Consider the following 24,851-nt stretch of genomic DNA (forward strand, 5'->3'; position numbering starts at 1 on the left):
CCGTTCACGCCGACGACTCACGCGAGCGCCATGCCGGAATCGACAGGTAGGTGACCGCGCGCAGCAGCCATTCCACCGGACCGTAGGGGTGCCGGCGCAGCCACCATGCGCTGCACCACAGTTGGGCCGCGAAGGTCACCAGCGCGAGCAGCACCACGACCACCGGCGGCACCCGATCGGCCAGCGCCAGCCCGTACCCGGTGTAGAGCAGCATGAAGACCACCGACTGCGCGATGTAGTTGGAGGCCGCCATCCGGCCCGCCGGAGCCAGCCGCCCCACCGCGCCCGCCCACCGCGAACGCGTCAGCCACACGATGCCCGCCACATAGCCGAGGGTCAGCAGCGGATTGGCCAGTTGCTGCACTCCCGCCCAGTACCAGGGCAACTCCCCGCGCGCCGTCCACAACACGATGGTCACCAGCGAAACCGGAAGTCCCACACCGAAACCCAGGCGCAGTGCGCGCGGCGTCCAGCGCTCCAGCAGCGCCGCGTCCTCGAACACGCGCCGCTTGCCCGCCGCCATCCCGATCAGGAACATGCCCAGGCTGGTGACGCCCTGCCCGAGCCAGATGAAGATCATGAACAGCGGCCCCAGCCACAGCTGCGTCTCGAACGTCTCCCCGATACCGCCCGTCATCCCGGTGTGGATGCGCTCCACGTCGAACAGCTGCCCCAACCCCGCGAACCCGGCATTGCCGGGAATGAAGGACAGCGCCGAGAACAGCACGTAGAGCACCACTCCCGTGATGAACGCCGGGCGCGGCCCTACCTTGCGCAGCAGCACCAGCAGCACGCACAGGAACGCGTACAGGGTGAGAATGTCGCCCACCCACAGCAGCATCACGTGCGCCAGCCCGATCAGGAACAGCGCGGCGCTGCGGCGCAGTAGGCGCGGCACCGGCCGGGCTCCCGTCCGCTGCGACGCCGCGATCTGCAGGGTGAACGAATACCCGAACAGAAACGCGAACAGCAGATAGAACTTCCCGAGGAACAATCCCTCGAGCACCGCGTACACGAACCGGTCGAACCCGCCGTCGTAGCGCACCGCGGTCGAGTCCCCGCTGCCGAGGAACGCGAACAGCATCGTCCCGACCAGCGTATTGGTGACCAGAATCCCGAACAGCGCGAACCCGCGCACCGTGTCGATCGCACCGATCCGCCGCCCCGCGGCGGCAACGGGGACCGGCGACCCCGCCTGAGTGGACATACCGCCACGCTAGAGCCCGCGACCCCCGCACCGCATCGGCCGTGAGCGTGCCCACCGATGGGACCTCAGCGGTATTGACAGTCCTCCCCGCGAACGACCGGCCGACTCGACGGCGTCAGCGGCCCCGCTGCTCCAGCTCGCCCAGCAGACGCGCCAGCTCGCCCGTGTGCCCGGCGGCTTCGGCCGCGCGGGTCACCGCGGTGAGCTTCTGCTCGTCCCAGGTGTCGAGCGCGAGCAGCCGGTCGAGGCTGTCGGCCGACATCGCGGTGGCCACCGGAATCAGTTCGGCCCAGGCGTTCTCGCGGTGGCAGGACTCGACCAGGTGGGTGAGAATCTCGGGCCCCAGCGCGGCGGTCGCGTCGGCCACCCGGCCCAGGGTCTTGTCGGTGAGGAACTGCATGAAGGTCAGGCCCTCGGCGAAGCGGTCGCGATCGTGCATGGCCTGCACGATGTCGCGGATCCGATCGTCGGACAGGTCCGCGAGCACCACTTCGAAACGATCTGCCACCGAATCCAATTCGGCATTGAATGCCACCAGCAGCAGATCCTCGCCGGTCTCGATATGCGGGACCACGTCGAGCAGTTGACGGTCGGTGGCGGCGACGAGGAAACGCGCCAGGGTCACGTAGTCCTTGCGCGCCAGCAGTTCCCGCATGACCGGGACCAGGATGTCACTGTCGAAGGCCCGCACGATCGGGGTGGCCGCGGCGGGATCCACATGCACCGACACGTCGGCGAGGAAATCCGTGGGCACATGACCGATCAGCGCCACGGCCCGCTCCGGGCTCAGCGAGCTCGCGATCATCCCGCACAGCACCGGGCCGTAGTACCGGGTCGCGATGGCGACGGCGAGCGAATTCGGCACCAGCGCACTGACCTTGGCGAGCCGATCGAACATGGGCCGGTGCCGGGCGTCGAGGGCGGCGTGCATGCCGTGCCGGATCCGGCGGATGGCGGCCGGGTCGCTGTCGAGCAGGAAGGCCAGATCCTCGGCGGGGGTGTGCAACTCGCGCGCGAGTTTGATCACCTCCGCGCGTGCTGCCAGATTCGTCATCGATCGCCTTACGAGAAGAGCATGCGCCGCACTGCCGGGCGGACCAGCCGGGGAACCATGGTGAGTCCGTTGTCGATGGCCTCGTCGAGTTCCCGGTCGCGGGTGTCGCGGGCATGTTCGAACGCGGCCCGCAGTGCGGCGTGGTGTGTGTCGTCGAGATCGCCGAGCGCGTCGAGGTCGGCGCGGGGAATCCGGGTGAGCTCGGTCAACCGGTCAATCTCGGACATATCGGTCACGGTAGCCGAATCGATCTCGGCGCCGGGGCATTTCGGTCAGTTGATCGTGGAACTACACGCGCTCCCAGCCGCGCGCCGGTTTGTGCGCGCCCGGCCCGGACACCGCCCGACTGCGATAGACGATGTAGGGGCGGGTGAGGTACCAGACGGGTGCGGAGAACACGTGCACCAGACGACTGAATGGCCAGAACGCGAACAGCGCGCACGCCGCCAGCACGTGCAGGCGGAACAGCATGGGCGCGGTGGTCATGTACTCGGGCTTCGGCCGGAACGAGAAGATGGAGCGCAGCCACGGGGCGATATCGGCCCGATAGTTGTGCGGATTGCCGGTGAGATTGCCGTAGAGGGTGGCGCTCAGGCCCGCTATCAGGGTGAGGCCCAGCAGGACGTACATGATCTTGTCGTTGCGGGTGGTGGCCGAGAAGACCGATCCGACCGTACGGCGGCGGTAGATGAGAATGATCAGACCCACGACGGTCGCGATTCCGGCGGGAGCGCCCAGCGCGTACGACACCAGATGATAGGTGTGCTCGTTGATGCCGACGGCCTCGGTCCAGCCCTCGGGGATGGCCAAACCGATGACGTGCCCGAAGAATACGACGATCACGCCGTAGTGGAACAGCGGACTGCCCAGGCGCAGCAGCCGGTTCTCGTAGATCTGCGAGGAACGGGTGGTCCAGCCGAACTTGTCGTAGCGGTAGCGCCAGATCAGCCCGACCACGAACGCGGCCAGCGCCGCATAGGGAATCGCCACCCACAGCAGGATGTCGGCGGTGCTCACCGGCTGCGTCATCGTCGGCCTCCTGCGAATGTCGGCATTCCCAATGGTTCTGGCATATAGCTGGGCGGAGCGAAGGGGGCCAGGCCCACGCCCTCGTCGGGCGGCCCGGCGGCGACGAGCCGCGCGACGGCGGCATGCTCGGCACCGCGCAGCGGCGGCAGCGTCGCCGACACCGACTCGAGCACGCCGGTCCACGGTGAGCCGGCGTCACGCAGGGCGAGGCGCATGACCTCCACGCCCGCGCGATGCTCGATCAGCAACTGCTGCCCGGTTTTCGGATGCGCGGCCGCGAATTCCAGCACCACGGCGAGGTGATCGGGCAGTTCGCCGTCGTCGATCAGCAGCCCGTGATCGCGATAGACCTGCTTGAACCGCAGCAGCGCCATCCCGCGTTTGCGCGTGTCACCGTGCGCGAACCAGGTCAGATACGGGCTGAACCGCTTGCGGTGGTCGAAGGTCTCCACGAACGCGGTGGCCAGCGCCAGCGGTTCGCCACCGTCGAGGTATTCCAGCACCGGCTGCAAGGGCGCACCGAGTGCCACCGGCAGCGCGGCAGCCGAACGGCGCAGCAGCGGAAGCGAATCCAGCAGGTCCGCGTCCGGATAGCCGAGCAGCAGCGACTGCACCTGCCAGGCGGTACTGCGGTGGGTGTCGGTGAGTTTCATTTCCGATGCTTCCCGCCGTTGCGGTGACCGTCGCGGTCGGGCATCAGGCCCTCCGGGGTGCCGCGGCCGTCCCAGTTGAGCAGGTTCACCCGGCCCCCGCCCCGCACCGACGAGGTCGAGTCCGCGGTCTGACGGTTCTGCAGCATCCGGAAGTTCTCCACCGCCACCGGCGTCGGCGCGCCCGAGGTCTCGCCGAACGGACCCCAGCCGCCCATGCCCGGCCCGCCGTCGTAGTCGAGACTGCAGTCGGTGGCCAGTTCCTCGAGCCCGTGCGCCTGCTCGGTGTGTGCGGGCGGAATCACGTAGCGCTCATCGTATTTCGCCAGCGCCAGCAGCCGGTACATCTCGTAGACGTCCTCCTCGGACATCCCCACCCTCGCGGCGATCTCGGGCTGGGTGTCGCGGCCCATAGTGATATCGCGCATGTAGCTGCGCATGGCGGCCAGCTTGCGCAGCACATCGTTGACGGGTCCGGTGTCGCCGGCGGTGAACAGTTCGGCCAGATACTCCACCGGAATGCGCAGCGCCTCGATGGCGGCGAAGAGGTTGCCGTGATCCTCGGCGTCGTGGCCGGTGTCGCGCAGCGCGTCCACCACCGGCGAGAGCGGCGGGATGTACCAGACCATGGGCACCGTGCGGTATTCCGGATGCAGCGGCAGCGCCACCCGGTACTTGCTGATCAGCGCGTACACCGGCGAGTTCTGCGCGGCCTGGATCCAGTCGCGGGATATCCCGGCCCGCTCGCATTCGGCGATGATCTCCGGATCGAACGGATCCAGGAACGAATCCCGCTGCGCCGCATACAGATCCTTGTCCTCCGGCGTCGCGGCGACCTCGGCGACCTTATCGGCGTCGTAGAGCATGACGCCGATGTAGCGCAGCCGTCCCACGCAGGTCTCCGCGCACACGGTCGGCAGTCCGACCTCCATGCGCGGGAAGCAGAACGTACATTTCTCGGCCTTGCCGGTCCGGTGATTGAAGTAGATCTTCTTGTACGGGCAGCCCGACACGCACATGCGCCAGCCTCGGCACCTGTCCTGATCCACCAGCACGATGCCGTCCTCTTCGCGCTTGTAGATCGCGCCCGACGGGCACGACGCCATGCACGCCGGGTTCAGGCAGTGCTCGCAGATGCGCGGCAGATAGAACATGAACGTCCGGTCGAACTCGAACTTCACCTTGTCCCCCACCTGCTTCAGCAGCGGGTCCGCGGTGGCGAGTTCCGGTGCGCCCGCGAGATTGTCGTCCCAGTTGGCCGACCAGGTGATCTTGGTGTCCTCACCGGTGATCAGCGACTTGGGCCGCGCCACCGGCGTGTGCTGCTGCAGCGGCGCACTGGTCAGCGTCTCGTAGTCGTAGGTCCACGGCTCGTAGTAGTCCGACAGCTCCGGCAGGATCGGATTGTCGAAGATGGTGAACAGCTTGCGATACCGCCCGCCGCCCCTGAGCTTCAACCGCCCCTTGCGGTCGAGCGTCCACCCGCCCTTCCACTTGGCCTGATCCTCATAGGTGCGCGGATACCCCTGTCCCGGACGGGTTTCCACATTGTTGAACCACACGTACTCGACCCCGGCCCGGTTGGTCCAGGTCTGCTTGCAGGTCACCGAGCAGGTGTGGCAGCCGATGCACTTGTCGAGATTCATCACCATCGCGAGCTGCGCCATGGGTTTCATTTGTAGGAGACCTCCTGGCTGCGACGGCGGATGACCGTCACCTCGTCACGCTGATTGCCGGTCGGGCCGAGATAGTTGAACGCGTAGGACAATTGGGCGTAGCCGCCGATCAGATGGGTGGGCTTGATGAGCAGGCGGGTCAGCGAGTTGTGCATGCCGCCGCGTTTGCCGGAGGTCTCCGCCAGCGGGACGTCGATGAGGCGGTCCTGGGCGTGGTACATGTACACCGTGCCCTCCGGCATGCGGTGCGTGACGACAGCGCGTGCCACCACCACGCCGTTGCGGTTCACCGCCTCGATCCAATCGTTGTCGCGGATACCGAGTTTCGCGGCATCCAGATTCGACATCCAGATGTTCGGGCCGCCGCGCGAGAGGCTCAGCATGAACAGGTTGTCCTGGTATTCGGAGTGGATCGACCACTTGTTGTGCGGGGTCAGGTAGCGCAGCGTCAGACCCTGCGGGCTCTGCGAACCCAGCGTGGGTTCGGCGAACAGCGCGGTCATATTGAGCGGCGGCCGATACACCGGCAGCTGCTCGCCCACCTCGGCCATCCAGTCGTGATCGAGGTAGAAGTGCTGGCGGCCGGTGAGCGTGTGCCAGGGCTTGTGGCGTTCCACATTCACCGTGAACGCCGAGTAGCGGCGGCCACCGGACTCCGAGCCCGACCACTCCGGGGAGGTGATCACCGGCTGCGGCTGCACCTGGGTGTCCTTGAAATGGATCTGCTTGCCCTCGTGCTCGGCGGCCAGATCGGCGAGCTCGGTGCCCGTGCGCTGCTCGAGGGTCTTGAAACCCTGGGTGGCCAGATGACCGTTGGTGGTGCCCGACAGCGCCAGAATCGCCTCGCAGGCGTCGATATCGCGTTTGATCGAGGGCCGGCCGTCGGCGGGTCCGCCGTGCACGATGCCGTTGGCCCGCGCCAGATAGTCGACCTCGCGGCTCACCTCGAAGGTGATGCCCTTGGTGGTCGCGCCGAGCTTCTCCAGCAGCGGACCCAGCGCCTGCATCTTGGCGTGCACGGCGGGGTAGTCGCGCTCCACCACCGTCAGCCGCGGCATGGTCACGCCCGGAATCGGTTCGCACTCACCGGCTTTCCAGTCCTGGACGACACCGTGCGGGTTGGCCATCTCGTCGGGGGTGTCGTGCAGCAGCGGGGTGGCGACCAGATCCTTGCGCACGCCCAGGTGCCGGCGGGCGAGCTTGCTGAACTCCGCGCCGATGGTCATGAAGATGTCCCAGTCGGTGCGCGTCTGCCACGGCGGGGCGATGGCCGGGGAGAACGAGTGCACGAACGGGTGCATATCCGTGGAGGACAGGTCGTGCTTCTCATACCAGGTGGCGGCGGGCAGCACCACATCGGAGAACATGGTGGTGCTGGTCATGCGGAAATCCAGGGTGAGCAGCAGATCCAGCTTGCCGGTGGGGGCGTTCTCGCGCCACACCACATCCTTGGGCCGCTGATCGGCGGGCGCTTCCTCGGCGCGCAGTGAATTGTCCGCGCCGAGCAAATGTTTGAGGATGTACTCGTTGCCCTTGCCGGAGGAGCCGAGCAGGTTCGACCGCCAGATGGTGAGGGTGCGCGGGAAGTTGCGCGGGTTGTCGGGGTCCTCGCAGGCGAACCGCAGCTGACCCGACTTCAGTTGCGACACAATGTGTTCCGCCGGTGCCGCCCCTTCGGCCTCGGCCTCGTCGACCAGGTCCAGGGGATTGCGGTCGAAGGTCGGGAACGACGGCATCCAGCCCATCCGCGCGGACAGCGCGATCAGATCCGCGGTGGTCCTGCCCGCGAAGCGGCCCGTCCCGGTCGTGGTGGTGAGCGCGTCGGCGGGGAACGGGTCGTAGCGGTACTGGTCGGTGTGCAGGTACCAGTAGGCGGTCTGAATCATCTGCCGCGGCGGGCGCGACCAGTCCAGCGCGGAGGCGATCGCGCTGAATCCGGTGATCGGGCGGACCTTCTCCTGCCCGACGTAGTGCGCCCACCCGCCGCCGTTCACGCCCTGACAGCCGGTGAGCGTCACCAGCGCCAGGAACGCGCGATAGATCGTGTCGGAATGGAACCAGTGGTTGGTGCCCGCGCCCATGAGGATCATGGACCGTCCCGTGGATTCCTCCGCGTTGGCGGCGAATTCGCGTCCGATGCGCGCGGCCATGGCCGCCGGAACCCCCGTGATGGCCTCCTGCCACGCGGGCGTGCCCGGCTGCGAGGGATCCTCGTAGCCGCTCGGCCACTCCCCCGGCAGACCCGGGCGTTCCACGCCGTACTGGGCGAGCAGCAGGTCGAAGACCGTGGTCACCAGATGTCCGCCGATGGTGCGGGCCGGGACGCCGCGCACGATCTCCGCGCCCGCGCCGTCACCGGTGTCGAAGCGCGGCAGGCGCACGGTGACCGCGCCCTGCTCACCCATCGACAGCTGCGGCTCCACCCCGTCGAGCAGCAGATTCCATTTGCCCGCGCCCGCCTCGCCGTAGCGGAAGCCCAGGGATCCGTTGGGCACCACCGGTTTTCCGTGCTGATCCAGCAGGACGGTCTTGAAGGCGGCGTTCGGTTCGCCCGCGAAGTCGGGCAGGTCGGCGGCGGTGAGGAACTTGCCGGGCTGGAAGCCGTCGGCGGTCTTGTCCAGGCGCACCAGGAACGGCAGGTCGGTGTACTTGCGCACATACTCCTGGAAGTAGGGCACCTGCCGTTCGACGAAGAACTCGCGCAGGATGACATGGCCCATGGCCATCGCGAGTGCGCCGTCGGTGCCCGGATGCGGGGCGATCCACTCGTCGGCGAACTTGACGTTGTCGGCGTAGTCGGGGGCGATGGAGATGACTTTCTGCCCGCGATACCGGGATTCGACCATCCAGTGCGCGTCGGGGGTGCGGGTCACCGGGACGTTGGAGCCCCACATGACGAGGTAGCCCGCATCCCACCAGTCGCCGGATTCGGGGACGTCGGTCTGGTCGCCGAACACCTGCGGGGAGGCCACCGGCAGGTCGGCGTAGAAGTCGTAGAAGGAGAGCATGGTGCCGCCGATGAGCGACATGAACCGCGACCCGGCGGTGAAGGAGGCCATGGACATGGCCGGAATCGGCGAGAACCCGGCCACGCGATCGGGGCCGTAGGTCTTGATGGTGTGCACCTGGGCGGCCGCGATCATCTCGACGGCCTCGTCCCAACTGGCCCGCACCAGTCCGCCGCGCCCGCGCACGCTCTTGTAGCGGCGTGCGCGTTCCGGGTCGGAGACGATGGATTCCCAGGCCAGCACCGGATCTCCGGTGCGCGCCTTGGCCTCTCGGTACATCTCCAGCAACACCCCGCGCACATACGGATACCGCACGCGCGTGGGCGAATAGGTGTACCAGGAGAAGGCCGCGCCGCGCGGGCAGCCGCGCGGTTCGTAGTCGGGCCGGTCGGGTCCGGGCGAGGGGTAGTCGGTGGCCTGGTTCTCCCAGGTGATGATGCCGTCCTTGACGAACACCTTCCACGAGCACGACCCCGTGCAGTTCACGCCATGGGTCGATCGCACCACTTTGTCGTGCGCCCACCGGTCCCGATAGAAGTCATCGGATTGCCGTCCGCCGCGCAGGTATTCGCTGCGCAGATCCGGCGAGATCTCCGTGCGGGTGAAGAAACGCCGACTGCGGATCAATGCCTCGGTGAGCTCGCCGTCGATCTTGGTGCCATTGCCTCGCGCCATCAACCCCACCTTCCACCGTGATCGGCGGCGTCCCCGTCGCGCGATCGTCTGTCCGAACTCACGAACAGTTGTGGACGCTACCGGCAAATATTCGGCAAATGGCTAATTTCGGAGGTGTCGCCGATTGCGACTCGGCGACTCAGGCAACCCTCACACGGTCTCCGGAACGGTCCGTTCCAGTCGCGCCGCCGAACACACCTCGCTCACCCCGAGCGCGATGGTCAGCAGCCCCACCGACACCGAGAACGCCGTCGACGACCCGAACGGCCCGACCGCCACCACCATCCCCGCCGCCGCCGTACCCAACCCGACGACCTCCGGCCGCCACGAGCCCGGAAAATCGGTCCACGCCGCCGTGATCGCCTGCACCACCCCGCGGATCATCCACCCCATCCCGATCCACAACGCCAGCAACAGAACCCACTGCCCACTGCCGAAGCTCCAGATCGCCAGCAGCAGCGCCACCACGCCCGCGAAGAACTCCAGCACCCGCAGTCCCCCCGCGATATTCGCCCCGAACGCCACGATCAACTGCACCGCCGCGGTGGCCCCCAGCACCAGCCCCGCCAGCGCCCCCGACAACTCCTCCGACTTGTTCGGCCATGCGATGAGCGCCACCCCCAGCAGCACCGAGCACACCCCGACCACCAACAGAGCCTGCCAAGCCCAGTCGGCGAACACGCTGGTACGCCCCTCGATCCGATTGGTGGGCATAGCCCAATGATATGACCGAAACGTCCAACTACCCGTAGCTTTGCCGCTTCGGCATGTCTGCATCGCCTGCACGCCACCGGCATACCCGCGAATCGTGCGGCCGAACGGGCGGTTTCACCGCCGTTAGTGCTTCGTTGGTGGACGCAGAGTCACGGCCTCGACCATCGGTGCAGAACACAGCAACGGTGATCCGAACCGCAGACAGCGCGGGACTGATCAACCCGCAGGAAAGGTAAGAACAATGATCAGTGCACGCAAACCCGGGCTGCGCCGGACCGTCCTGGCCGCGTCGGCCTTCGCACTCGCCGCCGCCGGGATGCAGCTGGGCACCGCCCCGGCGTATGCCGTGGCGGGTCCGACGTCGAAATACGAATGCCGGGACGTGCAGACGCCCGGCAGCCTGTTCCCCGGTGACGAGGTGGCCTGCACCCTGACGGTGAGCACCGCCGGCAACGACACCTTCACCAATGTGGTTGCCGAGGTGACCATTCCGGCCAATACGGTCTACCAGACCGGCGGCACGCTGCAGGGCACGCAGAAGGTCGTGTTCAACCTCGGGGAGATCACCAAGGCCAAGAGCGGCTCGGCCACCCTGACCGTCATGGTCGCCGGGCAGACACCCGCCAACACCGCCATCTCCAGCGAGGCCGTGGTCAAGGGCTTCGCGCCCAACGGCGCCTTCGACACCACCGCGGCGTCGAACACCCTGACCACCACCACGACCGGCACCGGACAGGGCCCGAAGCTCACCGCCAAGGAGGATCGCGCCTCGGTCAACACCTTCGGCCGCGCCGAAACCCCCATCTCCGATCTGGTCGACGCCCCGGCCGGGGTCACCCCCAAGATCGAACTGGTGACCAGCGCCGAACCCAAGAAGGGCTACGTCAACTTCGCCATCATCGACAACGGCCAGAAGATCGCCTGGACCGCCCTGTGCACCGCCACCGCCCAGCAGAACACCGAATCCTTCACCGTCCGTGTCACGGCCCCCGGCCAGACCGCGGTCGACGCCAAGGTAACTGTCCTGCTCGGCAACAACGTGGCCAACCAGGGCCTCGTGCAGCCGGCCGAATGCGCCCTGAAGCCCTGACCCCACCCCCACCGCTCACGCGGACCTGACCAGCGCGGTCGGTGCGGCTCTCCCCGGAGCCGCACCGACCGCGCACGTGTTTGTTCACCGTCACTGAACGCTCGTTGATCGAATCGTCGTTGATCGAGGCCCACGCCGCGGGCGATGTTTGTCAGGTCGCGCCAGCGCCTCGCCGTCCGGCGCGGCGCCGTTCGCGCGTCCGCTCGAGGAAGAAGGACGAGCATGACGGGATACTTCGAACCGCTGACCGTGGGGAAGATCGGGCTGCCGAATCGGCTGGTGATGGGACCGATGACGCGCAGCCGCACACCCGCGGGGGTGGTGACGGAACTGACCGCGCGGTACTACACGCAGCGCGCCGGTGCGGGACTGATCATCTCCGAGGCCACGGGTATCAGCGAGATCGCCCAGGGCTACGCCGATTCGCCGGGCCTGTACACCGACGAGCAGGTGCGGGCGTGGCGGACGGTGACCGACGCGGTGCACGCCGCGGGCGGGCGGATGTTCGCGCAGCTGGTGCACTGCGGGCGAATCGGGCACCCGAGCCTGTACGCCGACGGCGGGCTGCCCGTCGCACCGTCGGCGATCGGCTCCGGGGAGCAGATGTTCACCCCCGAGGGCATGGTGGACCGCCCGGTGCCGCGCGCCCTGACACTCGACGAGATCGCCAGCACGGTAGGCGATTTCGTCACCGCCGCACGCAATGCCGTCGATGCGGGATTCGACGGCGTGGAGCTGCACGCGGCCAACGGCTTTCTGCTGCACCAGTTCCTGGCGGACGGCACCAACCAGCGCACCGACGCCTACGGCGGGACGATCGCCAACCGGATTCGCTTCGTCGTCGAGGTGGTCGGCGCGGTCTCCGACGCGATCGGGCCCGAGCGCGTCGGCCTCCGGGTGTCACCGGGCATCACGTTCAACGGCATGGCAGGCGCGGAGAGTGATACCGCCGAGCTGTACCCGGCGCTGGCGCAGGCACTTTCGGCTGTTCCGCTGGCCTATCTGCACGTCAACGAACTCATCACGCGCGACACCACCCGGCTGATCAGGGCGGCGTGGAACGGCCCGCTGCTGCTGTGCGCCCACCCCACCGCGGAATCGTTCCCGAGCACCCCCGCGATCGGCCGACCCGCGCTGGAAGAGGGGCTGGCGGATGCCCTCGTCCTGGCGGAGCTGTGGCTGGCAAATCCGGATCTGGTCGAGCGGGTGCGCACGGACGGGCCGTACAACACGGCCGACAGGGCGACGTTCTACGGCGGCGATCAGCGCGGCTACACCGACTATCCGACACTGGCCGACTGAGCCTAGCCACCCTCTTCGAAAGGCACTGCGATGCGAGCCCTCGTACATGACCCCACGGCCCCGGGCAGGCTGCGCCTGGCCGCCGCGCCGGATCCGAAACCCACTGCGGCACAGGCATTGATCGAGGTTTCGGCGATCTCCTTCAATTTCGGTGAACTCGCCTACCGTTCGCCGCGCACCCGGCCCGGATACATCTCGGGCTGGGATGCCGCGGGTGTGGTCCGGGAACCGGCCGCCGATGGATCCGGTCCGGCCGCGGGCACCCGGGTGGTGACCTTCGGCTGGGGCGGGGCCTGGGCGGAACTGCGCGCGGTGGACACCAGCGAGCTGGCCGTCGTGCCGGACAGCGTGGATCTGGGTGTCGCGAGCGCACTGCCCGTGGCGGGCGTGACCGCGTTGCAGGCCTGTCGGCGGTTGGGCTCGGTGCTCGGGCGGCGGGTACTGATCACCGGAGCCTCCGGTGGCGTAGGGCGTTTCGCGGTTCAGCTCGCCGCGCTGGCCGGTGCGCACGTGATCGCGTCGGTCGGCAGTACGGCGCGCGCGGTGGGACTGCGCGGACTCGGTGCGGACGAGATCGTCCTCGGCCCGGACGCGCTGTCCGCCCCCGTCTACGGGGTTCTCGACAATGTCGGCGGCGCGCAGCTGGCAACGGCATTCGATCAGCTGGAGGACGACGGCATCGCCGTGGCCATCGGAAAGGCTTCCGGCGAACCGACTGTCATCGACTTCGAGCGGGCCCGCACCAACAGCGCGCGCGGCCGCCTGGAGAACTTCAATGTCGCGACCCCGTTCCGCGACGATCTCGGGGTGCTGCTGCGGCTGCTGGAAACCGGACGCCTGACGACGCAGGTCGGCTGGCGCGGGCCGTGGACGCAGGCCGCCGAGGCCGCCGCGGCCCTGCTCGGCCGCCGGGTCAACGGCAAGGCCGTGCTCGATCTCACCGCCGAAACCGCACCTGTTTCGAAAACCATGCTGTCGGAGGAATTCTCATGACCCGCAATCGCGAAATCCGGCTGGTCTCCTATCCGGTCGGCGCGCCGCGACCCTCGGATTTCGAGTTGGTCACCACCGAGCCGCCCACGCCGGGTGCGGGTCAGATCCTGGTGCGCAATACCTGGATGTCGGTGGATCCGTACATGCGGGAACGGATGTACCAGCCCGAGTCGTATATGCCGATCTACCCTCTTCGCGCCACGCTGGACGGCGCGGCGGTCGGTGAAGTCGTTGCCACACGGTCGGATTCGATTCCGGTCGGTGCGACCGTCGCGCATTTCCTGGGCTGGCGCGAATACGCCGTCCTCGACGCCGCGGACGCGACCGTGCTCGATCTGTCCGTCGCGTCGGCCGAGTCGTTCCTCGGCCCGCTCGGCACCACCGGGCTCACCGCCCATATCGCCGTCACCGAGATCGCACCCGTCCGGCCCGGCGACGTGGTGTTCGTCTCGACCGCCGCGGGCGCGACCGGCAGCATCGCCGGGCAACTCGCACGCAGAGCGGGCGCGGCCACGGTGATCGGTGCGACCGGCGGTGCGCACAAGGCCGAGAAGTTGCGCACCACCTTCGGTTTCGACGCCGCCATCGACTACCAGGCGGGCCCGGTCGCCGAACAGCTCGCGGCCCTCGCACCCGACGGTATCGACGTCTACCTCGATCACGTCGGCGGTGACCACCTGGTCGCGGCCCTCGACGCGCTACGTCCCGGCGGCCGGATCGCGCAGGTCGGCGCCATCAGCGCCTACAACGCCACCGAGCGAATTCCGGGCCCGCACAACCTGTTCCTGCTCGCCGCCAAGGACGCCACGTTGCGCGGCCTGCTCATCACCAGCTACCTGGATCGGTTCCCGCAGTGGATCGGGCAGGCCGGCGCCTGGCTCGCCGACGGTTCACTGCGTGCCGAGACGACCGTGGCCGTGGGAATCGAGCGCGCGCCGCACGCCTTCATCGACCTGATGAACGGCGTGAACATCGGAAAGATGCTGGTGCGCCTCTGAATTCGCGACTATGCCGCAGGTGCGGCGAGGTCGGCGACGACAGCCGCCAGCTGCCGGAGCGGCTCGCTCTCGGCGGCGCTGCGCCACACCAGCGCATAGGGCAGCGGCGGCAGATCGGTGACGGGCAGCCACCGGATGTGCGGTACCGCCCAGTATTCCGTCACGTGCGCGGGGAAGGCGTGCACGATCTCCCCACTGGTCACCAGGTTGATCAGCTCGTCGCTGGTGGTCACGGCGGGCCCGCGCTCGATCGGCCGCCCGCTCGGCGTGACGAACGGCAGGTAGGCCGCCTCCCAGACCGGCGGCATATCGGGACCGACGGCGTGCCGGTAGTCGGCGAACGATTCGACCGATACCGACGGCGCGTCCGCCAGTTCGTGATCCTCGCTGACGGCCAGCCGGCGTTCATCGGTGAACAGCACCGGGCCGACGGTCAGATCGGGTTCCTCGACCGGCAGCCACACCACCAGCGCATCGAAAACCCCGGCACGCAACGCGCCGAACGTGTCGGCGAACGGCGCGCGATGAATGCTCAACGCGCATTCCGGGTGCCGCCCGCGGAACGCGGACCAGTAGTCGCGCAGTGTGCCGGTGTTGAAGGGCAGCAGGCCGACTCGTAGTTCGACGGTCGTGCGGCGGGCCGCCAGTTTGGCGCGCCGCACGCTGTCCTCGAGTTCGAGGTAGACCGGCCGCAGATCACTGCGCAGCTGTTCGCCGACGGCGGTGAGCCGCACGCTGCGATTGGTGCGTTCGAACAACAGCGCACCGATCTGCCGCTCCTGCTTGCGGATCGACTGCGTGATGCTGGCCGGTGTCAGCCGCAATCGTTCGGCGGTGCGCCGGAAGTGCAGTTCCTCGGCCAAGGTCAGAAATATCTCGATATCGCGTAGCTCCACGAAGTCCCTGTCTCGTCAACTCCGCGGTTGCTGCGGCATGCTCGTTCGGTATTGCAGACCGCCCAGTATATGGCCGGGGTTCACCTCAGCCTGCGTCGCGCTCGTAGCGTGCCCGCGCGCGGGCGTGCGAGTCGGAAATCAACTCCAGCAGGGTTTCTCGCGTCGCGGGCCCGGGGTTCACCACCGCCAGCCATCCGGCGCTCTTGTACAGCGGATGGGGTAGCACCGTATCGATGGCGCTCGAGTCGACCTCGGGGATCTCGCGTGGCGAGTACCCGGTCGCCCGGACGAACGCTTCCCGCCCAGCGTGCACATTCACCCGGAAGGCGTCCGGGCGATCCAGTCGCGATCCCGTGTCGTCGGGATAATCCTTCGTCACGATCGTCGCGAACGGCTGAACATTGGTCGGCACCCGCCCATCGGGTGCGTAGTAGAAGAAGGCGTCACCCCAGGCGATCTCCGGCGTGCCGTCGCCCGGTCCCGGCTTCAGTGCCAGTACTCCGTCGAGTCCTTCAAGGAATGCGATGATCTCGTCGATGGTCATGCCTTCATGGTGTCATTGAAGATCCTAAGTAGACTTTGGCACGAAATTGCTGGTGGGCTGGGGAAAAGTCTCAAACCGAGTAGTCGGGCAGCTCGACGCCGTTGAGCGCGCGGTCGATCAGTTCCGCGAACCATTCGGCGTGCGGGTCCATGCTCGTCTCGGCGTCCGCCCCCGGGATCAGGCTGCTCGCGTGCAGCCGCCCGATCTCCTGGTTGGCTTCGACGAACGAGCGCATCCGTTCCTCGTAGGCGGCGAATCCGACCTTCGGGTCCCATCCGGCGGCAGCCAATTCGCCCGCCAGCAGGTACGCGCCGACCAGGGCCAGCCCGGTCCCCTGCCCCGACATCGGCGACGAACTGAACGCCGCGTCCCCCAGCAGCGCCACTCGCCCGCTCGACCAGCTGTCCATCACCACCTGCGCGACCTGATCGAGGTAGAAGTCCGGAGTGTCGGCCAGATGCGCCAGGATCCGCGGAGTCAACCACCCCATCCCCTCCATCCGCTCCCGCAGCAACCTCTTCTGCGCCTCGACGTCCCGGTGGTCGACTTCGAAATCGCCTGCGGCGAAAGAGAATATGGCCATCGCCTGGGTGGCGTCCCGGATCGGCCGCAATCCCGCGGACCGCCCGACCGCCTGATGGTCGATCAGCCAGCGATCGAGCCCGAACTCGTTGGGCACCGTGTAGAAGGCCAGCACCAGCCCGAGATGCCGAACGAACTCCTCGTGCGGCCCGAAAACCATGGCGCGCAACCCCGAATGCAATCCATCCGCTCCCACCACGAGCTCGAATCGCCGCCGATCCCCGCTCGCGAACACCACATCCACCCCGTCGGCGTCCTGCGTCAGCTCGACGACGCGATCCCCGAAGATGTACTCGACCCCCGCACGAGTGTCCTCGTACAGCACCCGCGACAAATCCCCCCGCAGAATCTCGATCTCCGCGATGTACCCGTCGCCCCCATGATCGTCCACGCTGTAACTCTCCAGCACCTGCCCGTCCGCATCCACGGTGCGCGCCCCCGCCGTCTCCGTCCGTGCCGCCCGCACCGCCGCGTCCAACCCCATCCGCCGAATCACCTCCTTGGTGACCCCACGCGCATCCACCGCCTGCCCACCCGGCCGCAACTCCTCTGCCCGCTCCACCACGGTCACCTCGGCCCCGAACCGCCGCAGCCAATGAGCCACCGCGGGCCCCGCGATACTCGCCCCCACCACCAACACCCGGATGCCACTCATAGCGTCTCCACCCATCCGTCCGATTCGTCGCCAGGCAGCGCCGAACACCGCTGCGGCGCATTCAGAACTACCGACGACGCATACGCCCGGAATTCATCGGCACCCCGACAACCGCCCGCCCAGCCGATCCAGTTCGGCGCCGAGCGCTCGGCGCAGTGCCTCGTGCTGCGGCCCGAGCGCGAACCGCGGGTCGGCCCATTTCTCGTCGGGATAACGCCACACCGGCACGCCCACCAGCTCCGCGGGCTCCCACTCGTACCGTGGCCACACATGCGCGTGCAGGAAGGGATCGGTGTTCCCCAGAATCTCCAGATTGACCCGCCGAAAAGCCGAATCCATGCGGCCACAGACCCGTTCGACAGCCTCCCCCACCCGATCCATATCCGACAGGAAGTCGAGACGCCTGCGCCTCGGCCAATCGGAAAGCCGCCGCACCTCTGGCTCATCCGCCAGCAGCACCATATATCCCGGTAGGAACTGCACATCTCCGATCGCCGCGAACCCGGCCGACATCCGCCGCAACACAGTCGGATTCGCGCCGCGCAGCGCACTTCCGATCCGATCGTCCCGAAAATCGCCGGCCATCCCCGCCGCTACCTACCTCGCGAACAATCCAGCTTTCACACTGGCGGTGAAGGCATCCCACTCGTGGGCGGCAAAGGTCAGGGCGGGCCCCGTGGGATGCTTGGAGTCGCGGATGCCTACGCGGCCGTGGGCGAGGTGGGCGATCTCCACGCAGTCCTGGGTGCCGCCGCTGTGGGTGCTCTTGAACCATCGGGGTGCGGAATTCTCACCGTTCACGGTCGTACTCCCTTGCGGCTTGGCGCAGTAGGTCTCGGCTGCGCTGCGGATCCAACGCTACCTGTCGCAGCGCCCGGTGTGCCTCACGATAACGTTCCACCGAGTCGGCGTCGTCGAAATACAGTGCACCGGTGTAGCTTTCGACATACACGACCTCCGGCTCGCCGGAGTCGGCGTCGTCGAAGTTCAATACGCTGAAGGGTCCGCTCAGCTCGCCGAGCGGCACTCCGGCGGTATAGGGCAGGATCCGCAGGGTCACGTTCGGCCTTGTGCTCACGTCCGCGAGATGGCGCAGTTGGGCGGCCATGATCCTGCGATGGCCGACCACACGGTGCACGGCCGATTCGTCGAGGACCACGTCGTAGAGGATCGGCTGCGCACGGCGGTTGACCAGGATCTGCCGGTGCATGCGCATCTCCACGCGCCGAGCAATTTCCGGCTCGCCGGTGCGCGGCAGCGCTTGCTTGATCAGGACGCGGGCGTAGTCCGGAGTTTGCACCAAACCCGGCACCAACTCCTGATAGCTGGTCAGCGATACCGCAGCGGCCTCCAAACCCATGTACACGTCGAAGTTGGCAGGGATGAGGTCACCGTACTCGTGCCACCAGCCCTTCATATTGCCCTGCTGGGCAAGCCCTTTGAGGGCTTCGGTCTCCGTCGCGTCGGCGCCGAGGACTTGGCAGAGCGCTTCGATGTCCCACAGCCGGATTCGGTCGGCCTGTCCGGTTTCGAGGCGTTGCAGGGTAGTCGCCCCACGTTCGATCCGTTTGGCCACCTCGGCGATGGTCATTCCGGACTGCTGTCGCAGTTCTCGCAGGTATCGGCCCAGTTGTCGGCGCGGAACCGTTGAACCCACCTCGGCCATGGCGACACTCCCGAATACGGATGGTGGAACCGGATTTTCTGGATGTGGAAGCCGCCGATCTCGGATGCGACGTCCGGGCCTTGCGGATTGCCTGCTGCGCGAACGGATCAATCTCGTTGGTTGATCCATTTTAGGTTGTCCATGCGAGGTCGCGGGGGTGTTCTGGAGATACGGAACCGCTGTGGCACTGATGATTCGAGGACAACTCATGGGCTGGATCGATGACTATTGCGAGGATTCCTATGTCGAGGGTGAGCGGCGGGCTCGGGGGATCTTGAAGCTGCATGCCTCCTGTGTGCCGCCGTGCCCTCGAATACGAGGGGCGGCTGAATTTCTCGCGCAGGAGGGGTTGGACGGCGGGACGGATTCCCGATTCGGTGTTGATCATCCGGCGGGTCCTCGCCGGTAGAGTCGGGCTGTGATGTTCACCGACCGCGTGGCACGTGCGATCGCGTCGGGAGAGGTGGTTCACGTCTTCCGACGGTGGTCGGTTGCGCGGGTGCGGGCGGGCGGCACACAGCGTACGAGTGCCGGAATCATCGAGATCGTGGCCGTGGAACCGGTTGCGGCAAGCGATATTACGGACGAGGCCGCGCGCGCTGCCGGAGAGCGCGATGCTGCCGCTGTTTTCGCGGCGTTCCGCGGCGCCGCGGCCGACCAGATCTTCCGGATCACCGTCCGCGGTGCCGGTCCCGACGAGCGTGACGCGCTCAGTGAGCGGGCCGTGCTGTCGCAAGCGGAGGTCGCGGAGATCACCGCCGCACTGGCACGGCTGGACAGGGCCAGCCGCCGAGGTCCGTGGACAGCGCCCGTGCTGCGCGCCATCGCCGCGAATGCCAGTCTGCGGGCGGCGGATCTGGCGCTGCTGCTCGACCGGGACAGGGACTCGCTCAAGCTCGACATCCGCAAGCTCAAGAACCTGGGCCTCACGCACAGTCTGGACACCGGCTACCGGATCGCGCCGCGCGGCGCCGCCTACCTGCGCGTCATCGACTGATCACCGTGCACCATCGGCGCGGGCGCGGGCGAACCGTCCGACACCAGCCAGCCGACCGTCCACGCGGTACTGAACAGCCACCCGAGGGCCAGCACGAAAACCGTTACCCGCCATCGTGGCCCACGATCCTTCCAACGCATGCGCACATTCATACCGGAACGGTTTCGCGCGGCTGATTCGCCGTGGTTGAGTGGAGGATGCCGGTTCGGCTCACCGGCGACAAGGCGGATGGTATGGCTCCACCCAGATATTGGCCCATGGCCCCCGGTCGCGTCGTCACCTCCGGATTCGGGCCGCGGCACCCGGGCTTTCACTGGGGCGTCGACTTCGGGCGCGTCGGCGGCAGCGGCAACGAACCCATCTACGCCTCGCAGGGCGGGACGGTCGTCTATTCCGGGGCCGCAACGGGATTCGGCGGTCCGGACCCGGCGGGCTGGCTGGTCGTGGATCATCCGACCGAGGACGGCGGCGGCACCACCGTCTACGGCCACATCATTCGCGAAGTCCCACACGGCGCGCGCGTGGAGGCCGGGCAGCGCATCGGCCGCGTCAACCCGAACCCCATGACCAATGGCGGAGTCGCCCCGCATCTGCATTTCGAATGGCATCGCTACTCCTGGGCGCCGCCCGGGGCCGATCGGTTGAATCCGCTGGCCATGCTCGCCGGGGCGCTCGAACCTCCCGGCCTTTTCGTGGCGTAGGTCACATCGGCTTGAAACTCCACCCGGGTGGAGTTTCTACCGTTTCGGCATCACCAACGAAGGAGTGCGAGCGATGTCGAATTCGGTACGGGACGACGATGTCTGGGCCGCGGTGGCCTCGGAGCGGCGGGCACTGGCCCTGGTCCTGGCGCAGTTCGGGGAAGCGGAATGGGATCAGGAGTCACTGTGTGCGGGATGGCGGGTGCGCGATGTGGTGGCGCACCTGATTCTGGCCACACGAGCCTCCCTGCGCTGGATCCTCGTCAATGTGATTCGCGCGCGCGGAAATATCGCGCGCGGCGCACACGAGACCGCGATCCGGCTGGCGGACGAGACGCCGACCGCCACTTTGCTCGCGCTGTTTCGCGCGACCGCGGATTCCCGGTTCACGCCCCTCGGAACCACCGCCGAGGATCGGTTGATGGATCTGCTGGTCCATATTCAGGACATTGCGATCCCGCTGGGAATCGATTGCGAAATGCCGGTCGCCGCGGCCGAGACGGCGGTGCGTCGGGTGTGGACGATGGGCGCGCCTTTTCACGCGCGGAAACGGTTCGCCGACTACCGATTGATTGCCGAGGACAGCGGGTGGAGCGCCGGGGACGGCACTGCGGTACGCGGAAGTACGGCGGATTTGCTGCTGCTGCTCACCGGGCGGACCGCCACCCTGCATCGACTCGGCGGGCCCGGGGCCGAGCTGCTGCGGGCCGAAGTCGCCGGTGAGGCGGAGCCGGGCTAGTCGCGCCGCCGGGAAGAATTGTGACGCTGCCGGACGCGCGCCCGCTGCGGTCCCGGCTCGGCGGTGGGGTTGACGCCCGGAAAACTCCAGCCGTTGGCGCGGCACAGTTCCAGCAGAAATGCCCGGCGACCACAGGATTCGGTGGTGACGCCGTCGCCCTCGAGGCAGTTGCGGTGAGTCCAGAGCATGGACTCGACTGTGCCGGCGTGCTCCATCGCTTTGTGGAACTCGCCTCGTTCGTGTTTCAGTACGGATGGTTCGAAAGTCATCTGTGCTCACGCTGCCCGTTGCCGGCCCCGGTGCCATCATCCCATACTCGCGTTCGCATGCCTGCGAATCGCATCAAGGGTTGATACATCAATCGCCAAGACTTCGGAAGATGCCTTGGCCCTCAATATCTTCCATCGTCCACAGAATGTCATGATTCGTGGGAGGCGGCCACCTGTTCGGGGCCGACCCAGGAAAGGAATGACACGTCATGACGAATGAGGAATTGACGGTGGCGGTGCTCGGGCCGGGTGGTGTCGGCGGCCTGCTGGCCGCGCTGCTGGCGCGGGCGGGGCATCGGGTGATCTGTCTGGCCAGGAAGGAGACGGTCGAGACGCTGCGCAAGGAGGGAATCCTGGTGCGCAGCGGGCAGTTCGGGGAATTCGCCACCGCTGTGGAGGCGCAGGAGAGTCTGCGGGAACCGGTGGACGCTTGTTTGATCGCGGTCAAACAGACCAGTCTGGACGAGAGCCTCGCACGGGTGCCCGCGACGGCGCTCGGGGACGGACTCGTCGTTCCGCTGCTCAACGGCGTCGAGCATCCGGCACCGCTGCGGGCGCGGTACGGGGCGGACCGGGTGGCTCCGGCGATCATCCGGGTGGAGTCCACCCGAGTCGCGCCCGGAGTGATCGAGCACGGGAGTCCGTTCACCGAGATAGATCTGACCGGAGACGGGGTGCCGCGAGCTCGGCTGGCGGAGTGGGAACTCGCGTTCGGGAAAGCCGGGGTCAGCACCCGGGTACTGGCGGACGAGACAGCGGCACTGTGGGCCAAACTCTCGTTCCTCGCACCGTTCGCGCTACTGACCACCCGCTACACACTCCCCTTGGGAGAGGTGCGAATTCGGCATCGCGACGAGCTGACCGCCCTGGTGGCCGAGGTGAGCGCGGTCAGCCACGCCAGCGGCGGGCCGAACGACCCCGCCCAGGTCCTCGCCCGCTACGACACGTTCCTGCCCGAGGCCCGATCGTCGATGCTGCGCGATGCCGAGGCTGGACGGCCGCTCGAACTCGATGCCATCGGCGGCGCGGTGCTGCGCGCGGGCGCACGACACGGCGTACCCACACCGGTGACCGCGCGCCTGGTCGGCGCGTTGCGCGCGGCCTAGTCGCGGACAGCGGAATCGGCGGTGCGGCGCACCGCGCCACACCGCCTTTCGCACCGCCGCGAGGACCCGGCGCTAGCGCAGCTTGCGGAAGAACTCCCGCACGTCGACGGTCAGCAGATCAGGGGTTTCCATCGCCGCGAAATGCCCGCCGCGATCGAACTCCGACCAGTGCACGACGGTGTTCTGCTTCTCGGCGATCCCGCGAATGACCGAACCGCTGGGGAAGACCGCCACCCCGGTCGGCACCCCCGAATTCGGCAGATCCGCACCCCACTGCTGGGATTCCTTGTACAGCCGCATCGACGACCCGGCCGTATTGGTGAACCACAGCACCGACAGATTGGTCAGCAGCATGTCGCGGTCGATCGAATCGGTCGGAACCTCCGCCGCCGGATCGCAGTAGGTCTTGGCGACATCCACGATCCAGGCCAGCATGGCCGCCGGTGAATCGGACATCGCCGGAGCCAGGGTCTGCGGCCGGGTCGAATGCATGCCCGCGTAGCCCGAGGTCTCGTTGCTGCTCCAATCCTGCAGCGCCGCCAGCTTTTCCCGGTCGCTGTCGCTGTAGCCGGAGCCGTCGTCGTCCCAGGCCGGAATGGTGATCGGATCGTTGAGGTGGACGCCGACCACGTGGCCGGTGTCGATCCGGCCCAGCCCCGGCGCGACGAACGAGCCCGCGTCACCGCCCTGCGTGCCGTACCGCTCGTATCCCAGTTCGGCCATGAGCTTCGCGATCAGCTCGGCGGCACGCTCGGTCGCACCGTCGCCCGGCCTGCGCGTCGGTCCGGAGAAGCCACAGCCCGGCAGGCTCGGAATCACCAGGTGGAAGGCATCTTCCGGATCGCCGCCGTGCGCCCGCGGATCGGTCAGCGGCCCGATCATCTCGGTGAAATCCTCGAACGGCCAGCCGTGGATCAGCACCAGCGGCAGCGCATTCGGCTCGGGTGAGCGCACATGCATGAAGTGCACCTGCTGCCCGTCGATGTCGGCGACGAACTGCGGGAATCGATTCCACCGCGCCTCGTGTGCGCGCCAGTCGTAACCGGTGGCCCAGTACTCGGCGAGCTCGCGGACATAGCCGGTCGGGATGCCGTAGCTCCAGCCGACGCCGGGCAGTTCGTCCGGCCACCGGGTGTTGGCCAGACGGTTGTTCAGATCGTCGATCTCGTGCTGCGGGATATCGATTCGGAAAGGCGCGATGTTCGTCATAGCTCCAAGGTAGGACCCCCTTAGGCCAAGTTCTGTCCTAATGAGATGGCACTCTGAAGGCATGCTCGAAACCTCCGCCCGTCTGCTCCGGCTGCTGTCGCTGCTGCAGACCCATCGCGACTGGTCCGGTGGCGACCTCGCCGATCGCCTGGGCGTCTCCACCCGCACGGTACGTCGCGATATCGACCGCCTGCGTGAGCTCGGCTACCCGGTCGACGCCGTCCAGGGCACCGCCGGCTATCGCCTCGCCGCCGGCACCACCCTCCCTCCGCTGCTGCTCGACGACGAGGAAGCCCTGGCCGTCGCGGTCGGGCTGCGCACCACCGCCGGCGGCACCATCACCGGCATCGAAGAGGCGTCCCTGCGCGCGCTCGCCAAACTCGAGCAGGTGATGCCCTCGCGGCTGCGACATCGGTTGCAGGCGCTGCAACGCAGCATGGTCCCCATCGAGCCCGGCGCACCCCGCGTCGAACCAGACACCCTCCTCGCGCTGTCCGACGCCTGCCACCGGCACGAACGACTGCGCTTCGACTACACCGATCACGCGGGCCGCCGATCCCGCAAGGAAGCCGAACCGCACGCCGTCGTGAACTTCAACCGCCACTGGTACCTGGTCGCCTGGGATCCCACGGCCGGCGACTGGCGCACCTATCGCGTCGACCGCCTCCACCCGCGCATCCCCACCGGACCCCGCTTCACGCCGCGCGAACCGCCCGACGGCGACGTGATCGCCTACCTCTCCCGCCGGCTGTCCATCGACTCCTGGCCCTGCCGCGCCACCGTCACCCTGCACCGCTCGGCCGCCGCACTCGCCGACCGCATCTGGTCGGGCATGGGCGTGCTCGAGGCCGTCGACGACCACAGCTGTCTGCTGCACCTCGGCGCGGACACACCCTGGGCGCTGTCCTGGATGATCACCTCCATCGACACCGACTTCACCGTCACCGGTCCCCCCGAACTCGTCGCCGAGATCGACACCCTGGCCCGCCGCTGCGCCGCGGCCGTGCCGAGGGGATGACCGCTTTTCCCGGTCCGGCCGCCGTCACCGCGTTCTAGGCTGGGAGGCAGGCATTCAGCAGCCCGCCGCGATG

The 24,851-nt window shown here is 67.7% G+C and carries 26 protein-coding genes; 9 read left to right on the top strand and 17 right to left on the bottom strand.

From position 1 onward, the window contains the following. Positions 1 to 4: 4 nt before the first annotated feature. The 8 genes from JK358_RS21735 to JK358_RS21770 form a co-directional block, all read right to left on the bottom strand. Positions 5 to 1,207 (bottom strand): DUF418 domain-containing protein, encoded by a 1,203-nt coding sequence (locus tag JK358_RS21735; RefSeq protein WP_201949618.1) that lies wholly within the window; start codon positions 1,205 to 1,207, stop codon positions 5 to 7. A gap of 115 nt (positions 1,208 to 1,322) precedes the next feature. After that, a complete protein-coding gene (locus JK358_RS21740; protein WP_201949619.1) occupies positions 1,323 to 2,261 on the bottom strand; it encodes a hypothetical protein in 939 nt (312 codons plus the stop codon). Between the two features lie 8 nt (positions 2,262 to 2,269). Further along, positions 2,270 to 2,488, bottom strand: coding sequence for a hypothetical protein (locus JK358_RS21745; RefSeq protein ID WP_201949621.1), 219 nt, complete (start codon positions 2,486 to 2,488; stop codon positions 2,270 to 2,272). A 61-nt stretch (positions 2,489 to 2,549) separates the two neighbouring features. Further along, positions 2,550 to 3,290 (bottom strand): respiratory nitrate reductase subunit gamma, encoded by a 741-nt coding sequence (gene narI / locus JK358_RS21750; RefSeq protein ID WP_201949623.1) that lies wholly within the window; start codon positions 3,288 to 3,290, stop codon positions 2,550 to 2,552. Next, the gene (gene narJ, locus JK358_RS21755; RefSeq protein ID WP_201949625.1) at positions 3,287 to 3,943 is read right to left on the bottom strand and encodes a nitrate reductase molybdenum cofactor assembly chaperone; all 657 of its coding nucleotides are present in this window, start codon (positions 3,941 to 3,943) and stop codon (positions 3,287 to 3,289) included. The genes narI and narJ overlap by 4 nt, the downstream gene beginning before the upstream one ends. Then, positions 3,940 to 5,616, bottom strand: coding sequence for a nitrate reductase subunit beta (narH, locus tag JK358_RS21760; RefSeq protein ID WP_201949627.1), 1,677 nt, complete (start codon positions 5,614 to 5,616; stop codon positions 3,940 to 3,942). Before narH ends, narJ begins: the two co-directional genes overlap by 4 nt. Continuing rightward, positions 5,613 to 9,299, bottom strand: a complete 3,687-nt coding sequence (locus JK358_RS21765; protein ID WP_201949629.1) for a nitrate reductase subunit alpha — start codon at positions 9,297 to 9,299, stop codon at positions 5,613 to 5,615. Before JK358_RS21765 ends, narH begins: the two co-directional genes overlap by 4 nt. Before the next feature lie 150 nt (positions 9,300 to 9,449). Next, positions 9,450 to 10,013, bottom strand: coding sequence for a DUF308 domain-containing protein (locus JK358_RS21770; RefSeq protein WP_201949631.1), 564 nt, complete (start codon positions 10,011 to 10,013; stop codon positions 9,450 to 9,452). Between the two features lie 241 nt (positions 10,014 to 10,254). On the opposite strand from JK358_RS21770, the gene JK358_RS21775 reads away from it, so the two are divergent. The 4 genes from JK358_RS21775 to JK358_RS21790 all read left to right on the top strand — a co-directional run bounded on the left by JK358_RS21775 (position 10,255) and on the right by JK358_RS21790 (position 14,396). Then, positions 10,255 to 11,103: a DUF11 domain-containing protein gene (locus JK358_RS21775; protein ID WP_201949633.1), complete on the top strand. Its 849-nt coding sequence runs from the start codon at positions 10,255 to 10,257 to the stop codon at positions 11,101 to 11,103. 222 nt (positions 11,104 to 11,325) lie between these two features. After that, positions 11,326 to 12,405, top strand: a complete 1,080-nt coding sequence (locus tag JK358_RS21780) for an alkene reductase (RefSeq protein ID WP_201949635.1) — start codon at positions 11,326 to 11,328, stop codon at positions 12,403 to 12,405. A gap of 30 nt (positions 12,406 to 12,435) precedes the next feature. Beyond that, a complete protein-coding gene (locus tag JK358_RS21785) occupies positions 12,436 to 13,398 on the top strand; it encodes a zinc-binding dehydrogenase (RefSeq protein WP_201949637.1) in 963 nt (320 codons plus the stop codon). Beyond that, entirely contained in the window at positions 13,395 to 14,396 is a 1,002-nt protein-coding gene (locus tag JK358_RS21790; RefSeq protein WP_201949640.1) for an NADP-dependent oxidoreductase, read from the top strand. Before JK358_RS21785 ends, JK358_RS21790 begins: the two co-directional genes overlap by 4 nt. Positions 14,397 to 14,404: 8 nt before the next feature. On the opposite strand, the gene JK358_RS21795 is transcribed toward JK358_RS21790, so the two are convergent. The 6 genes from JK358_RS21795 to JK358_RS21820 all read right to left on the bottom strand — a co-directional run bounded on the left by JK358_RS21795 (position 14,405) and on the right by JK358_RS21820 (position 18,739). Continuing rightward, a complete protein-coding gene (locus JK358_RS21795; RefSeq protein ID WP_201949641.1) occupies positions 14,405 to 15,292 on the bottom strand; it encodes a LysR family transcriptional regulator in 888 nt (295 codons plus the stop codon). Between the two features lie 85 nt (positions 15,293 to 15,377). After that, complete coding sequence (locus tag JK358_RS21800) at positions 15,378 to 15,836, bottom strand: DUF6194 family protein (protein WP_201949642.1); 459 nt, start codon at positions 15,834 to 15,836, stop codon at positions 15,378 to 15,380. 70 nt (positions 15,837 to 15,906) lie between these two features. After that, entirely contained in the window at positions 15,907 to 17,073 is a 1,167-nt protein-coding gene (locus JK358_RS21805) for an FAD-dependent monooxygenase (RefSeq protein WP_201949643.1), read from the bottom strand. 93 nt (positions 17,074 to 17,166) lie between these two features. Beyond that, positions 17,167 to 17,658, bottom strand: coding sequence for an HIT family protein (locus JK358_RS21810; RefSeq protein ID WP_201949644.1), 492 nt, complete (start codon positions 17,656 to 17,658; stop codon positions 17,167 to 17,169). Between the two features lie 12 nt (positions 17,659 to 17,670). Continuing rightward, positions 17,671 to 17,874 carry a DUF397 domain-containing protein gene (locus JK358_RS21815; protein WP_201949645.1) on the bottom strand — a complete coding sequence of 68 codons (204 nt, stop codon included), beginning with the start codon at positions 17,872 to 17,874 and terminating at the stop codon, positions 17,671 to 17,673. Further along, the gene (locus tag JK358_RS21820; RefSeq protein WP_201949647.1) at positions 17,864 to 18,739 is read right to left on the bottom strand and encodes a helix-turn-helix domain-containing protein; all 876 of its coding nucleotides are present in this window, start codon (positions 18,737 to 18,739) and stop codon (positions 17,864 to 17,866) included. Before JK358_RS21820 ends, JK358_RS21815 begins: the two co-directional genes overlap by 11 nt. Before the next feature lie 421 nt (positions 18,740 to 19,160). Here JK358_RS21820 and JK358_RS21825 point away from each other — a divergent pair, with 421 nt between their 5' ends. Then, the gene (locus JK358_RS21825; RefSeq protein ID WP_201950220.1) at positions 19,161 to 19,736 is read left to right on the top strand and encodes an ASCH domain-containing protein; all 576 of its coding nucleotides are present in this window, start codon (positions 19,161 to 19,163) and stop codon (positions 19,734 to 19,736) included. Here JK358_RS21825 and JK358_RS21830 read toward each other — a convergent pair. Further along, complete coding sequence (locus tag JK358_RS21830) at positions 19,715 to 19,876, bottom strand: hypothetical protein (RefSeq protein WP_201949649.1); 162 nt, start codon at positions 19,874 to 19,876, stop codon at positions 19,715 to 19,717. The two genes, JK358_RS21825 and JK358_RS21830, sit on opposite strands and share 22 nt — an antisense overlap. A gap of 93 nt (positions 19,877 to 19,969) precedes the next feature. Here JK358_RS21830 and JK358_RS21835 point away from each other — a divergent pair, with 93 nt between their 5' ends. Both JK358_RS21835 and JK358_RS21840 read left to right on the top strand, forming a co-directional pair. Beyond that, positions 19,970 to 20,437 (top strand): M23 family metallopeptidase, encoded by a 468-nt coding sequence (locus tag JK358_RS21835; protein ID WP_201949650.1) that lies wholly within the window; start codon positions 19,970 to 19,972, stop codon positions 20,435 to 20,437. 73 nt (positions 20,438 to 20,510) lie between these two features. After that, positions 20,511 to 21,176 carry a maleylpyruvate isomerase family mycothiol-dependent enzyme gene (locus JK358_RS21840; RefSeq protein WP_201949652.1) on the top strand — a complete coding sequence of 222 codons (666 nt, stop codon included), beginning with the start codon at positions 20,511 to 20,513 and terminating at the stop codon, positions 21,174 to 21,176. Here JK358_RS21840 and JK358_RS21845 read toward each other — a convergent pair. Next, positions 21,173 to 21,364: a hypothetical protein gene (locus JK358_RS21845; RefSeq protein WP_201949654.1), complete on the bottom strand. Its 192-nt coding sequence runs from the start codon at positions 21,362 to 21,364 to the stop codon at positions 21,173 to 21,175. The two genes, JK358_RS21840 and JK358_RS21845, sit on opposite strands and share 4 nt — an antisense overlap. 290 nt (positions 21,365 to 21,654) lie before the next feature. Here JK358_RS21845 and JK358_RS21850 point away from each other — a divergent pair, with 290 nt between their 5' ends. Beyond that, positions 21,655 to 22,551 carry a ketopantoate reductase family protein gene (locus tag JK358_RS21850; protein WP_232851667.1) on the top strand — a complete coding sequence of 299 codons (897 nt, stop codon included), beginning with the start codon at positions 21,655 to 21,657 and terminating at the stop codon, positions 22,549 to 22,551. A 72-nt stretch (positions 22,552 to 22,623) separates the two neighbouring features. Here JK358_RS21850 and JK358_RS21855 read toward each other — a convergent pair whose 3' ends face one another. Continuing rightward, on the bottom strand, positions 22,624 to 23,760 hold the full coding sequence (locus JK358_RS21855) for an epoxide hydrolase family protein (RefSeq protein ID WP_201949656.1): 1,137 nt from the start codon (positions 23,758 to 23,760) through the stop codon (positions 22,624 to 22,626). Between the two features lie 61 nt (positions 23,761 to 23,821). On the opposite strand from JK358_RS21855, the gene JK358_RS21860 reads away from it, so the two are divergent. Beyond that, a complete protein-coding gene (locus JK358_RS21860) occupies positions 23,822 to 24,778 on the top strand; it encodes a helix-turn-helix transcriptional regulator (RefSeq protein ID WP_201949658.1) in 957 nt (318 codons plus the stop codon). Positions 24,779 to 24,851: the final 73 nt, after the last annotated feature.

Source organism: Nocardia acididurans, assembly GCF_016741815.1.
Classification (GTDB): domain Bacteria; phylum Actinomycetota; class Actinomycetes; order Mycobacteriales; family Mycobacteriaceae; genus Nocardia; species Nocardia acididurans.

Excerpts from the sequence above, each read along its gene's own strand:
- JK358_RS21735 (WP_201949618.1), bottom strand. The coding sequence starts at position 1,207 with ATGTCCACTCAGGCGGGGTCGCCGGTCCCCGTTGCCGCCGCGGGGCGG.
- JK358_RS21740 (WP_201949619.1), bottom strand. The coding sequence starts at position 2,261 with ATGACGAATCTGGCAGCACGCGCGGAGGTGATCAAACTCGCGCGCGAG.
- JK358_RS21745 (WP_201949621.1), bottom strand. The coding sequence starts at position 2,488 with ATGTCCGAGATTGACCGGTTGACCGAGCTCACCCGGATTCCCCGCGCC.
- narI (WP_201949623.1), bottom strand. The coding sequence starts at position 3,290 with ATGACGCAGCCGGTGAGCACCGCCGACATCCTGCTGTGGGTGGCGATT.
- narJ (WP_201949625.1), bottom strand. The coding sequence starts at position 3,943 with ATGAAACTCACCGACACCCACCGCAGTACCGCCTGGCAGGTGCAGTCG.
- narH (WP_201949627.1), bottom strand. The coding sequence starts at position 5,616 with ATGAAACCCATGGCGCAGCTCGCGATGGTGATGAATCTCGACAAGTGC.
- JK358_RS21765 (WP_201949629.1), bottom strand. The coding sequence starts at position 9,299 with ATGGCGCGAGGCAATGGCACCAAGATCGACGGCGAGCTCACCGAGGCA.
- JK358_RS21770 (WP_201949631.1), bottom strand. The coding sequence starts at position 10,013 with ATGCCCACCAATCGGATCGAGGGGCGTACCAGCGTGTTCGCCGACTGG.
- JK358_RS21775 (WP_201949633.1), top strand. The coding sequence starts at position 10,255 with ATGATCAGTGCACGCAAACCCGGGCTGCGCCGGACCGTCCTGGCCGCG.
- JK358_RS21780 (WP_201949635.1), top strand. The coding sequence starts at position 11,326 with ATGACGGGATACTTCGAACCGCTGACCGTGGGGAAGATCGGGCTGCCG.
- JK358_RS21785 (WP_201949637.1), top strand. The coding sequence starts at position 12,436 with ATGCGAGCCCTCGTACATGACCCCACGGCCCCGGGCAGGCTGCGCCTG.
- JK358_RS21790 (WP_201949640.1), top strand. The coding sequence starts at position 13,395 with ATGACCCGCAATCGCGAAATCCGGCTGGTCTCCTATCCGGTCGGCGCG.
- JK358_RS21800 (WP_201949642.1), bottom strand. The coding sequence starts at position 15,836 with ATGACCATCGACGAGATCATCGCATTCCTTGAAGGACTCGACGGAGTA.
- JK358_RS21805 (WP_201949643.1), bottom strand. The coding sequence starts at position 17,073 with ATGAGTGGCATCCGGGTGTTGGTGGTGGGGGCGAGTATCGCGGGGCCC.
- JK358_RS21810 (WP_201949644.1), bottom strand. The coding sequence starts at position 17,658 with ATGGCCGGCGATTTTCGGGACGATCGGATCGGAAGTGCGCTGCGCGGC.
- JK358_RS21820 (WP_201949647.1), bottom strand. The coding sequence starts at position 18,739 with ATGGCCGAGGTGGGTTCAACGGTTCCGCGCCGACAACTGGGCCGATAC.
- JK358_RS21825 (WP_201950220.1), top strand. The coding sequence starts at position 19,161 with ATGTTCACCGACCGCGTGGCACGTGCGATCGCGTCGGGAGAGGTGGTT.
- JK358_RS21830 (WP_201949649.1), bottom strand. The coding sequence starts at position 19,876 with ATGCGTTGGAAGGATCGTGGGCCACGATGGCGGGTAACGGTTTTCGTG.
- JK358_RS21835 (WP_201949650.1), top strand. The coding sequence starts at position 19,970 with ATGGCTCCACCCAGATATTGGCCCATGGCCCCCGGTCGCGTCGTCACC.
- JK358_RS21840 (WP_201949652.1), top strand. The coding sequence starts at position 20,511 with ATGTCGAATTCGGTACGGGACGACGATGTCTGGGCCGCGGTGGCCTCG.
- JK358_RS21845 (WP_201949654.1), bottom strand. The coding sequence starts at position 21,364 with ATGCTCTGGACTCACCGCAACTGCCTCGAGGGCGACGGCGTCACCACC.
- JK358_RS21850 (WP_232851667.1), top strand. The coding sequence starts at position 21,655 with ATGACGAATGAGGAATTGACGGTGGCGGTGCTCGGGCCGGGTGGTGTC.
- JK358_RS21855 (WP_201949656.1), bottom strand. The coding sequence starts at position 23,760 with ATGACGAACATCGCGCCTTTCCGAATCGATATCCCGCAGCACGAGATC.
- JK358_RS21860 (WP_201949658.1), top strand. The coding sequence starts at position 23,822 with ATGCTCGAAACCTCCGCCCGTCTGCTCCGGCTGCTGTCGCTGCTGCAG.